Annotated in this window: 9 protein-coding genes; 3 read left to right on the plus strand and 6 right to left on the minus strand. The window is 48.9% G+C overall.

Features of this window, described 5'->3' with window-relative positions:
- The first annotated feature begins 53 nt into the window (after positions 1-53).
- A complete protein-coding gene (locus HMPREF2955_RS00815; protein ID WP_070720039.1) occupies positions 54-1,073 on the plus strand; it encodes a YeiH family protein in 1,020 nt (339 codons plus the stop codon).
- A 148-nt stretch (positions 1,074-1,221) separates the two neighbouring features.
- Here the strand turns inward: HMPREF2955_RS00815 and HMPREF2955_RS00820 are convergent, their stop codons facing one another.
- The 3 genes from HMPREF2955_RS00820 to HMPREF2955_RS00830 form a co-directional block, all read right to left on the minus strand.
- A complete protein-coding gene (locus HMPREF2955_RS00820) occupies positions 1,222-1,554 on the minus strand; it encodes a helix-turn-helix domain-containing protein (RefSeq protein ID WP_019187588.1) in 333 nt (110 codons plus the stop codon).
- 2 nt (positions 1,555-1,556) lie between these two features.
- Positions 1,557-1,901: a type II toxin-antitoxin system RelE/ParE family toxin gene (locus tag HMPREF2955_RS00825; protein ID WP_019187587.1), complete on the minus strand. Its 345-nt coding sequence runs from the start codon at positions 1,899-1,901 to the stop codon at positions 1,557-1,559.
- A gap of 145 nt (positions 1,902-2,046) precedes the next feature.
- Positions 2,047-3,030, minus strand: a complete 984-nt coding sequence (locus HMPREF2955_RS00830) for a phosphodiester glycosidase family protein (protein ID WP_246830023.1) — start codon at positions 3,028-3,030, stop codon at positions 2,047-2,049.
- Between the two features lie 110 nt (positions 3,031-3,140).
- Between HMPREF2955_RS00830 and HMPREF2955_RS00835 the strand changes: the two genes are divergently transcribed.
- Together HMPREF2955_RS00835 and HMPREF2955_RS00840 are read left to right on the plus strand one after the other, a co-directional pair.
- On the plus strand, positions 3,141-4,781 hold the full coding sequence (locus tag HMPREF2955_RS00835) for an RluA family pseudouridine synthase (RefSeq protein ID WP_070720041.1): 1,641 nt from the start codon (positions 3,141-3,143) through the stop codon (positions 4,779-4,781).
- Between the two features lie 221 nt (positions 4,782-5,002).
- Complete coding sequence (locus HMPREF2955_RS00840) at positions 5,003-5,608, plus strand: NUDIX hydrolase (RefSeq protein WP_070720043.1); 606 nt, start codon at positions 5,003-5,005, stop codon at positions 5,606-5,608.
- 273 nt (positions 5,609-5,881) lie between these two features.
- Here HMPREF2955_RS00840 and HMPREF2955_RS00845 read toward each other — a convergent pair whose 3' ends face one another.
- The 3 genes from HMPREF2955_RS00845 to HMPREF2955_RS00860 form a co-directional block, all read right to left on the minus strand.
- On the minus strand, positions 5,882-7,546 hold the full coding sequence (locus tag HMPREF2955_RS00845) for a putative transporter (protein ID WP_070720045.1): 1,665 nt from the start codon (positions 7,544-7,546) through the stop codon (positions 5,882-5,884).
- 1,648 nt (positions 7,547-9,194) lie between these two features.
- Entirely contained in the window at positions 9,195-10,073 is an 879-nt protein-coding gene (locus HMPREF2955_RS00855) for a helix-turn-helix domain-containing protein (protein ID WP_009231626.1), read from the minus strand.
- A gap of 95 nt (positions 10,074-10,168) precedes the next feature.
- Positions 10,169-11,391: hypothetical protein (locus tag HMPREF2955_RS00860; protein ID WP_246830024.1), on the minus strand; the 1,223-nt coding region annotated here is incomplete at its 5' end.

Genomic DNA, 11,391 nt, shown 5'->3' on the forward strand with positions numbered 1-11,391 from the left:
TCCCTCTTCAGAGAGGGGTTGGGGGTGAGGCTTTAAAAATATAATATCACACAATGTTAAACGAACAACGCAGCAGTATGCTACACGGCATCTTGCTTATTGCCCTCTTTTCGCTTGCCGCTTTCTATCTTGGCGACATGGCTTGGGCTAAGCATCTTTCTATTAGTCCGATGATTATCGGCATCGTATTGGGCATGATTTATGCCAACAGCCTGCGCAATAACCTACCGCCGACGTGGGTTCCGGGCATCACTTTCTGTGCCAAAAGGGTGCTTAGAGTGGGTATTGTGCTGTATGGTTTCCGATTAACGCTACAAGATGTAACAGCCGTAGGACTGTCTGCCATTGTGGTTGACGCCATTGTGGTGTGCGTAACCATTGGCGGAGGGTTGCTTATCGGCCGAATTTTGAAACTCGACCGCAGCATAACGCTGCTTACTTCGGTGGGCGCAGGTATCTGTGGGGCGGCTGCCGTGTTGGGAACAGAGGGCGCAATCAATGCCAAACCCTATAAAACAGCCGTGGCCGTGTCTACTGTTGTTATCTTCGGAACGCTCTCCATGTTTCTTTATCCCGTGCTTTATCGCAATGGGGTGCTAGACCTTTCGCCGCAATCGATGGGCATTATGACGGGCAGCACCGTGCACGAAGTGGCTCATGTGGTGGGTGCTGGCAACGCAATGGGCAAAGGCGTGTCTGATATAGCCATCATTGTAAAGATGATTAGGGTGATGATGTTGGTCCCTGTGTTGCTTGTGGTGAGCTGGTTTGTGGCACACGGCAAGCAGGGTGATGCCGAAACGCAAACAAAACGCAGGGGGATAACCATCCCTTGGTTTGCCGTTTTGTTCTTGGTGGTTATCGGTTTCAACTCGCTAAACCTCTTTTCTCCCGCTGTAAACGATGCCATTAACACCTTCGACACCTTTCTTCTCACAATGGCGATGACCGCTTTGGGTGCAGAAACCAGCATCGACAAGTTTAAAAAGGCTGGTGCAAAACCCTTCCTCCTTGCTGCCTTGCTATATTGTTGGTTGCTAGGTGGCGGCTATCTTATTGCTAAGGCGTTGTAGTAGGTGGGGATTTTGAGGAGGAGAGAAGGGTAAATGATGGTGAAAGTGACTGCTTTTGCGAGTGAGATGTTAGGCAGTGTGCGTTAAAGAATGGTTAAAGCACACTGCAATCTCCGTACTTTTACTCATTCTAACTAAGTGTGTTGTGCTACCACAAGCTAATTTTACCTGCTGCCCCTAAGTCGAGAGTGGCAGTAGATATGCCCAGTGCTTGAAACACGCGACTCATAGTAGGAAGGGTAATAACGCTCTTCCCACTTTCCAATTTGCATATTTGTGACCTTTGTACACCGATACGTTTGCCCAGTTCGTCTTGTGTTAGGTTTTGGGCCACACGAGCTTTTCGTATGGCCTCACCCACGTAGTATGCGTGGGTTTCTTCTTTCAATCGCTCTTCCATTGCATCGCGTTTAGGTGTTCCTTCTTTTCCAAAAACTTCATCAACCAGTTCGGAGAGTGGCGTTAAGTTCATCTTTGCCATGTCTACTTATGTTTTTGTTCAAAATATTGTTTTCTAATCCCTTCTGCTTTGGCAATTTCCTTAGGGGGAGTTTTCTGCGTTTTCTTAACTATACCATGTGTGGCGATAATTAAAGTCTCTGTTTCCGTGTCCCAAAAAGAAAATAATCGGTAGCAGTTACCATTAAATAGAGTTCGGAACTCCCATATTTGAGTTCCTTCTAGCTTCTTGAAAAGTGCGGTATCCATAACCCCTTGCTCTATCTTGCGGTAGTTATAGATGATTTTCTCTTGCACTTTTAGTGGAGTGGAACGAACAAACGCTAAGGCTTCTTCCATCATAACCACTTCAATATTGTGTCTTCTCATGTGTCCTCGGTTTATATATGCAAAGATAAACGTTTGTTTCCTATTAACGAAACAAACAGCGTGTTATTTCTTTTAGTTAACCTATCTTTGGTCCTTTCAATATATAATGTTAGCCCTAAGTACTGTTTTCTTGTTTTTATTCTCATCACTTCCCCCTCTTCATCACCACAACGGCATTGGCCACTTTGCGTTCTCCATCGTGGTCGAACTTACGATTGTCGCAAGGATAGTTGGCAATTCCGTTGGCGTTATACCCTTTTGCCCAGAGCGTTGTGGAGCCTCCGCCGTCTAGATTAAGGGCATCGGTGCAGCCCAACTGTTGCAAAAAGTGGCGCAGTTCGATAAGGTTCATACCGCCAGCATAACCCGGATGCCGTCCGTCTACGGTGACGAAAAGCACCGTTCCGCGCGAAGTGAGGGCGATAGCCGTGCGTGGATGCTTTTTAACGATGAACCCCATGCTGCTGCTACGCAACGAAACGTCCTTGCCGCGATAGAGAAGTAGATGCCCAGAGGCCAATGTAGACCCGTGCCGACAACGGTAACGCTGCTCGATTGCCTTGTTCCAGGGCATGATGTGGAGCTTTCGGCCGTGCGTTCGGATAGCTCCCGTTACGCGAAGAGCAAGTTCGGCCGTGGTTGTTGTGTCGATAACGGTGCGCCCTTGGCGTAAGTAGGTGATGGCCGAACGCTTATGTATGTCGAAATACGAACCGTTGATGGCTGCCAAAGCCTTGGTGCGGCGCGCCATTTCGCCCACTGTGGCACCGCCATCTGCAACCGCAATGTCGAATACCAGGCCGCGTTTAGGCGTAATTTCGGCCACTGTAACGGTTTGGGCACAGCCGTATAGCAAGGGCCAACGCATCTGTCGAACTTCTATATTGTCGCTAATCTTCTTCGTTTCCCATATCGCCATGTTGATGGCCACAACGTCTTCGCGAGTTTGGGACACAAGGTGGAGGGGCAGGAATAGCCCCAAAAGCAGACCAATAAAAAACTTATTTCGCATAATATGGTTGTTAATCGTTGGCAGATGTGGTTGTTGCGGTGGGCAAATTGGTGAGCTTTCTTCACCGTCAAAGCGATAAAGTTCGCCGTTGCGCATCTTTTGCATGTCTGTTTTCATTCCATTTTCGTTTTACGATGTGGGCAAAAGTACGTTTTTTTGATTAACTTTGCAACAGCAAGCCCAGCCCCAGCGATGGGTTTTCACACTATTTACCATTCCGCCACATCATGTTCCATCCCCTACATACCACTCTTCCGAGGCCCGAAAAGATGAACAACCCCTTCTTTTACGAGCCCGATGCGTTGTGCCTGATGGCTGCCGAGCAGGTAAAGGGGCTCGTTGCCCAACACGAAATATGGCGCGAAGAGGTGGCACAGGGCAAGATGTTCGGCGTATTAGTGGTTGAACGCCCCACGCCCCACGGCGCAGAGTTGGGTTATTTGGCCGCGTTCTCTGGTCAATTAGGTGGTAAGGGCACGTGGGAAGGGTTTGTTCCGCCCGTGTTCGACTACTTGCAGCCCGATGGTTACTTCAAAATACACGAACGCGAGATAAGCGAAATTAACGCACAACTAAGCGAAATGGAGCGTAACCCGCTGCTTAACGAGCTGAAAACGCGCCTTGCCAACGAACAAGAAACGGCCGAAACGGAGTTGAATGTTTACCGAACGATGATGGCTGAGGCCAAAAAAGAACGCGAAAACAAGCGCAGACGGGGCGCAACAGCCGAAGAACAAGCGGCGATGGTGGCCGAAAGTCAGTTTCAAAAGGCGGAATTGCGCCGGCTGAAACAGCGGATTAAGACCCAAATTGAATGCTTGCAGGCCGAACTGAATGTGCAGGAAAAGGCGATGACAGACTTAAAAAACAAGCGCAAACGCCTATCAGACGCGCTGCAGCGTTGGCTTTTCCAGCAGTTCGAGATGCTTAATGCGCGTGGCGAACGCCGTAACTTGCTCGACATTTTCGCCCCAACGCCCCAACGAACACCACCTGCCGGCACGGGCGAATGTTGCGCACCAAAGCTGTTGCAGCATGCTTTCGTTATGGGTTATCGTCCGCTTAGCATGGCCGAGTTTTGGTTGGGGCGGTCGCCCAAAACCGAAATAAGGCGCGAAGGTGCGTTCTATCCTGCCTGTTTGGGCAAATGTGGGCCAACGTTAGGCTTTATGTTACAGGGCTTAGCGGTGCAGAGCGTGCCGCAAAAGCCCGTCGACAGCGATGCCTTACGCGTGGTTTACGAAGACGATGCTTTGGTGGTGGTGAGCAAACCGCATGGCATGTTGAGTGTTCCTGGCAGAGATGGCGGCACGTCGGTTGCCCAATTGATGCGCGAACGCTACCCAGATGCCGACTCGCCCCTTGTTGTTCATCGACTAGACCAAGACACTTCGGGGCTGATGCTCATCGCAAAGACCAAGGAAATGCACCGAACATTGCAGTTGGCCTTTGAAAATCACGAGGTAAAGAAACGCTATGTGGCGGTGCTAGACGGCTTGTTGCCGCCCGAAAAGCAGCGGGGTGAAATATCACTACCCTTAAATAGCAACTACTTAGACCGTCCGCGGCAGGTGGTAGACTGGCTAAATGGCAAGCCAGCCGTTACGCGGTACGAGGTGATTGGGCACGAAGAGGGGCGCACCCTCGTGGCGCTTTATCCGCTAACTGGGCGCACGCATCAACTTCGTGTACACTGCGCACACCCCGATGGACTAAATTTGCCCATCCTTGGCGACCCACTTTATGGTAGGAAGGCCGACCGCATGTACCTGCATGCCGAAGTAATTGAGGTTGAAAAGCTGGGATTGAGGGTGGAAGATGATAAACGGTTTCACCTACAACCCCTCTCCAAAGAGGGAGGAGAGTAAAGCCTCACCCCCAGCCCCTCTCCAAGGGGAGAGGGGATGGTATGCTTTGTTAGTTTACCAGTTAACGAGTTAACGAGTTAACGAGTAGACCAGTTGACCAGTTGATGAGTAGACCAGTTGACCAGTTGACAAGGATTGCCATCCACTCTGCAACCAAGCATTTGGCTTAACTCCATAACTCCTTAACTCCATAACTCCATAACTTCATAACTCCAAAAAATATGAAAGAAGAAAAGAGAAACCTTGCGCCGAACGAAAAGACGCGCGAAGAAGGCAACGAAATGGCTTGGCAGGTGCTGAGCCGCGAGTATCTGATACGTAAACAATGGCTAACGGCACGTTGCGATAAGGTGTGTCTGCCTACGGGCGCGGTGGTAGACGAGTATTATGTGCTTGAATATCCCGAATGGGTGAACACCGTGGCCATTACTCGCGAGGGCGACTTTGTGCTTGTTCGCCAGTACCGCCACGCTTTGGGCGTAACAGCGATGGAGATTTGTGCAGGCGTGATGGAACAAGGCGAAGAACCGATGCAGGCCGCACAGCGCGAACTGCTGGAAGAAACGGGATATGGTAACGGTACGTGGCGTCCGTTGATGACGATTGCGCCCAATCCAGGTACAATGACTAACCGTTGCCATTGTTTTTTGGCCACAGACGTGGAGAAAGTGTCGGGGCAACATCTAGACGACACGGAAGATATTCAAGTACATGTTGTTAGTCGCGACGAGATGTTACGCATGCTCAAAAACAATGAGCTTTACCAAGCCATGATGTACGCCCCTTTGTGGAAATACTTTGCCTTAGAAGACGAACTGAAAGGTTAACTTCGTGCGAAGAATAGAGGGCGGCATCGTTGGTGAAAGGGTGAAAGGGTGAAAAGGTGAAAAGGTGAAAGGGTGAAAGGGTGAAAAAATGTCTGCGTCTACAAGCTTGTAAATTATTTGACTACTTTACAAGTTTACGAGTTGACAAGGATTGCCGTCCTCTCTGCAACCAAGCATTTCAAGTTAACGAGTTGACAAGGATTGCCATCCACTCTGCAACCAAACATTTGGCTTAACTCCTTAACTCCATAACTCCATAACTCCTTAACTCCATTATCCCAAGAAAAACATCACCATTACTTGCACGATTATCACCCGTAGGAACATGCCGAGGGGATAAACTGTGGCGTAAGTAACGGCAGGTGTGTCGCCTTCGAGCGTTTCGCTAGCGTAAGTAAGTGCCATTGGGTTGGCCATCGAACCGCAAAGGATGCCGCAAATAGAGCCGAAGTCGAGTCGCTTGGTGCGCAAGGCGATATAGCCCACCAGCAGAACGGGTACCACCGTGAGCACGAAACCAAGCCCCACCCATAGCAATCCCTCAGGGCGTATCACCGTTTTGAAGAAGTCTTGACCTGCATCCAAGCCCAAACAGGCCAGATAGAGCGACAACCCCAACTGACGGAGCATGAGCGATGCACTGCGCGTTGTGTACGAAACAAGTCGGAAACGTGGGCCAATGCTGCCCACAAGTATGCCCATCACGATGGGGCCGCCTGCCAAACCCATGCGTACGGGGGCACTCATGCCGGGCAACATGATGGGGATAGTGCCGAGCGCAAGACCCAAAAGCATGCCCAGGAAGATGGCACCGAGGTTGGGTTCGTTAAGCGTTTGTACGGCGTTGCCAAGATAATGCTCCACGTTTTCAAGCGCATCGTGTTCGCCAACCACCGTAACGCGGTCGCCATATTGCAAGCGCAGGTCGTTTGTGCCGAGAAGTTTGGTGTCGCCACGCGTAACACGGCTGACGTTCACCCCATAGGTGTTGCGCAGTTGCAGCGAACCAAGCTTTTTACCATTGAGCATCGGACGGGTGATAACCACCACCTTCGACTCCACTTTCTTGTCGATGTGGTTCCAGTCTATCTTGTCTTTGTTCCAATCTTTATCCACTTTCTTCCCCAACAACAGCTCCATTCCGCCCACTTCGTCGTCGGTTGTTACAACAAGCACGTTGTCACCTAGTCTTAATTTGGTGGTTGAAACGGGCACAATAACTTGCTCGTTGCGCCATATTCGCGATACGATAAAGCGGATATGAGCCATTTGTGAAATCTCTGCCAGCGTTTTTCCGTCGATGGCTTGGTTCACAATTTCGTATTGTGCCACGTAAGTATGGTCTTCGTCTTGTGGCGAACGGGGCACCAAGTCGTCGGGTTTTACAAAGAATTTACGGAGGAATATCATGGCGAAGATAACGCCTAGAACACCCAAAGGATAGGCCACGGCACAGCCAAGTGCTGCACTACGTGTGGAGAAGCCGAAGTTTTCGAGTGCTTGTTGGGCGGCTCCAAGGGCTGGCGTGTTGGTAACGGCACCCGAAAGTATGCCTACCATCGTTTGCATTGGCACGTTGGTTACTTCCGAAAGCACCAGTGCGAGGATGGTTCCCACGGCAATGACGGCAAATCCCCACAGGTTGAGCGAGATGCCTTCTTTGCGTAACGACCCGAAGAAGTTGGGGCCAACGTGCAATCCCAGCGTGTAAACGAAGAGCACCAAACCAAAGGCCTCGGCATATTGTAGCACGGTGGGGTCGATGTCTAACCCCCAATGGCCTGCAATGATGCCGATAAAGAAGACGAAAGCCACGCCAAGCGAAATGCCCTTGACGTGTATCTTACCCAGAATTAGGCCTACATAGCATATCAGCGACAGCACAACTACGGTCTGAATGGCTGAATGCACGGTGAACAGGCCGTTAATCCAATCCATGCGTATATTTATTTTGATATTCTTTGCAAAGGTAGTGCAAAGGTGGTGAATGGCAAAATGTTGGGAGAAATAAAATACAGGCTCGCCTCTAATTCTGTTTCAAAGGGGAAGAACAGGATGATACAATGCATTTTGCAGTCAAAACGCATTGCAATATGCAGTCAAAACGCAGTGTAATATGCAGCAAAACACAAGACACATGACTAGGTCTAAATTTACTTTACACGTTTTTTGGTTGTTGTTGCTGGATTGGTTTACAAATTTTTACTTGCTTACTGAACAGCCTTACGCCTCCAAGGAATGCGCTTACACGATACAAGATGCAAGCAAAACAAGAAGTTCACATGTTTACAGAAAGAAAAAACCTGCGCTTATACAAGGAAACACGTATACTCATACAAAGAAATCACGCGCTTACGCAAAGAAACGCATGCACCTATAACAAATTTTTTTTGCACCTAAATCCAATAGTTAACAGGCTTGCACAAAGAAACGCATGCACTTGTACGAAGAAAAACACACTCTTATACAAAGAAGTACCATGCACTTGTACAAAGAAGTACATGCACAGATGCGAAGAGTTGGGATGTTTGTATTGAGAAACACGCGAACACTTCAACTCCAATCGGTTGTTGCCTGCTTATCAATTATTTTAGGTTGTTTCCATCGTTTCCTGTCCATCTTTCGTTTGCTTGTCGGCATTTTGCCAACCTTATTCTCTTAACATAGCAGGCTACGCCTTCAAAAATAAGGCAGGCAATATGCTCAACAATACACAAAATCTGCACAGGTGCCACATGAACCGATTGGGGTTCAAGGAAACAGATGCCTTTACATCAAGCATATGTACAGATGCCAAGCAGCACACGTACTTCTATTGCATTGTGAAAATGGTTTTCCGCGCCATTCGATGCCATGCGCATTGCGGTTCAGGTGCGGCATGATGCGCGAGCAACGAGGGGCAACTCCTCCAAGGGTGTTTGAACGTTATTTATTTTGGTGATTATGAACTACTGAGGTAACACCCAAGGAGAAACCGCCAACGCGAAAAACCAATGAGGGGATGCTGACAAGCTAGGGAACGGCCATGCCTCAGTTTATGCCTACGCCGCAGACCCCAGCCCTCAACAAGGGATGCTGTTGCACTTGCCTTCACTCCGTGCCGGTTGCCTTCCCTTTGGCCGCACTATGGCCTATAATATATACGCCAAGTGCAACTGTCGGCAAGCCCAGAAAGCAAGCCGAGTGCTCATTCATTAAGGTTGGCATGCAACACACATGCAGAAGAAGTGGAAAAGGAGTTCAAATCCATAGGGCAAAGATACAATAGTACCCTTAAAGGCTAATTGCAGCACTTGCAGGAAGAATGAGGAGGTATGCATATTGCACCAACGAAAGCTGCAATACGACAAGTGCCAACCCTCTCATTCCCGTTCTCTTATGTTTCTGTCTAACTCTTTCTACGATGTTTCTATAAATGTTATCAGTTAAGTCTAACTCTAAATTCTCTGCTCTGGAATCAAGTTTCTAATTCACTCTAACTCTATTCCTTGCCTGCTCGGTGGTGCATGTGCCGAGCCCAATCTGCCATGATGTACTCATTTGTTGGGGCGACATTGCAGAAAGAGAACCATGCACCTGAGGGCGGTTACCGTTTACGGTACTGCGACGGGGAAACTCCCACCTGTTCTTTGAAGAACTTCCCTAGGAAGCTTTGGTTGGGGAAATTGAGTTCTTGGGCTATTTCCTTCACGCTCTTAGTGGTGTTTTTAAGTTGCACGCGCAACTCCAACGTGATGTACTTGTCAATCCATTGGTTGGGTGTTCGCTTGCTAACGTTGCGCACCGTTTCGGAGAGATACTTAGGTGTGATGCCCAATTGTTCGCCATACCAGCTTACGCGTCTTTCTTTTTTAAAGTTCTGTTCCACCATTTTAATGAACTTGGCGAAGATGGCTTCGGCTCGTGTCTTCTTCAAGTCCGTTGTCTGTTGTACCCGATAGATGGCGTCCGAGGCGTTGTAAATCATCGTCGTAATCATCGAACGCACCGTATCTTTGCGATACCTATGCCCAGCCTGCTGCATTTTTTTCTCAATGAGCGACAGGTGGAGAAGCATTTCTCCCCCCTCTTCGGCATTGAGTGTAAAAACAGGGTTGGTTCGTGAGAAGAGTATCAAGGACGAAAGTTCATGGATGCCCATGATGATTTCGTTCATGAAGTCCTTAGACAACAGTATGGCTATACCCTTACAGTTGGTGCTTAGCTCCCCACTGTTGAGTATTGGGCCAGCAGGGACAACCATGATGTGGTTGGGTTGAAGCTCATACGTAATCGTGTCTACTGTGTACCTGGCACTGCCCTGAGCACAAATGGCCAGCACCAGGCATTGCATTTTGTACGGGCCCATGAGGTCCGACAGCTTGTTGAGGTCGTCGACGAGAACTAAATCGTCGTCCATACTCACAACGTCGCAGTTTTCTTTGACAATGGGAATTGTCAAGTCGTTCAATTGTAGTTTCCGCATTTCCTTACCTTTTACTTCGCAAATATAGGAAATTTTGAGCAGAACCGCAAGCTTTCGACAAGAAAAAAGAACGAAAATTTGAAAATAGTTACTTATTAAAAAAGAAACTTCTCATACAGACCAATTGAGGTTTCCATTGCCTCGACATTTTGGACATGTTCAGAACGAAAGTACTTGTCTCCGTGGACAATAAGTTTATAGGTGGGTTTAACGATGAATTTGCTAAAAAACTGCTCGTCTGTTGCGCCGTTGCAAATATAGCGAAAACCGTTGATGTAAACTTTTTCTCCTGTTCGAGTTCCCCTAAAAGTAATACGTACAACGCCCTGAAAATGATGGGGGAAGACGCATGTAAGCGTATCGTTGCGCACGTCTACATAGCTTGGACTGTACACTTTGACCACTCGCGGAGCGCAAACGAGCCGTGAGGGCGTGGGGGAAGGCAGCGTTTCGGGATGTGCATAGCGCACGGGCGATTGCCAAGAGATGGTGTCGGCAAGGTTCACTTGCCAGGGCAAGGCCTTGTCGCTGCCGTCTTGCCACTCGCTTTCAGGCGGTTGCAGTCCTCGATTTGCTCGTCTACAAGCCCAATTTTCATCGCTCTGGAAGGCGAAAGGAGTACTGTCAGCGTTTTCGCCCCAATAGCAAACGGCCACTTGACGGCGACCAACATGGGGCATTGTAGGGCAATACCACAGCGAGATGGTGTTGACATTGCGGGATAGGAATGGCGTAACGTTGTAGACGATGTTAACAACCGACGTGTCGCCTTGTGCGCGATGAGGTTCAAAGAGGTTTCTGCTTACGTTCATTCCATTCACCAACAGCTGCGTTTTGCCTGTGGTGGCCACGCTAACATAGGCTTTGCGCGGCTTGCCGTTCTGTTTATACGCCCGCAAAAACCATTGCATCGCGGTGGAATCTGGCTGTGGCGCACTTATCCACGGCACTTGATAAGGGGATAGGCGCATGGAGGATATTGGCGCAATGGCGCAATTACTCGTCCCTTCCTCGTTTACAACGCGTTTCGATGGAGTTAAAACAGGCACTGAACGCGGCGCAACCAAACTGTCTTCATCGCCAACAATCAAGCTTTGACCCTGCATCTGCAAGCCTGTATTTATCATAGGAGTAGTGGAACACGCTGCCTCAACACTTTGGCCGTCTGTGCGAAAAACAGTATTATCTTGCCCTTGACACTCCTTATATATAATAGGAGTGGCGGAAGAAGTTGCCACAACGCCTTCGCCGTCTGTGCGGAAAACAGCGTTATCTTGCCCTTGGCACTCCTTATATATAATAGGAGTGGCGGAAGAAG

The sequence above is a fragment of the Prevotella sp. HMSC073D09 genome, from assembly GCF_001814145.1.
Taxonomy (GTDB): Bacteria; Bacteroidota; Bacteroidia; order Bacteroidales; family Bacteroidaceae; genus Prevotella; species Prevotella conceptionensis.

Bases quoted from the DNA above. Each gene is read 5' to 3' on its own strand.
- HMPREF2955_RS00815 (WP_070720039.1), top strand. From the start codon at position 54: ATGTTAAACGAACAACGCAGCAGTATGCTACACGGCATCTTGCTTATT.
- HMPREF2955_RS00820 (WP_019187588.1), bottom strand. From the start codon at position 1,554: ATGGCAAAGATGAACTTAACGCCACTCTCCGAACTGGTTGATGAAGTT.
- HMPREF2955_RS00825 (WP_019187587.1), bottom strand. From the start codon at position 1,901: ATGAGAAGACACAATATTGAAGTGGTTATGATGGAAGAAGCCTTAGCG.
- HMPREF2955_RS00830 (WP_246830023.1), bottom strand. From the start codon at position 3,030: ATGAAAACAGACATGCAAAAGATGCGCAACGGCGAACTTTATCGCTTT.
- HMPREF2955_RS00835 (WP_070720041.1), top strand. From the start codon at position 3,141: ATGTTCCATCCCCTACATACCACTCTTCCGAGGCCCGAAAAGATGAAC.
- HMPREF2955_RS00840 (WP_070720043.1), top strand. From the start codon at position 5,003: ATGAAAGAAGAAAAGAGAAACCTTGCGCCGAACGAAAAGACGCGCGAA.
- HMPREF2955_RS00845 (WP_070720045.1), bottom strand. From the start codon at position 7,546: ATGGATTGGATTAACGGCCTGTTCACCGTGCATTCAGCCATTCAGACC.
- HMPREF2955_RS00855 (WP_009231626.1), bottom strand. From the start codon at position 10,073: ATGCGGAAACTACAATTGAACGACTTGACAATTCCCATTGTCAAAGAA.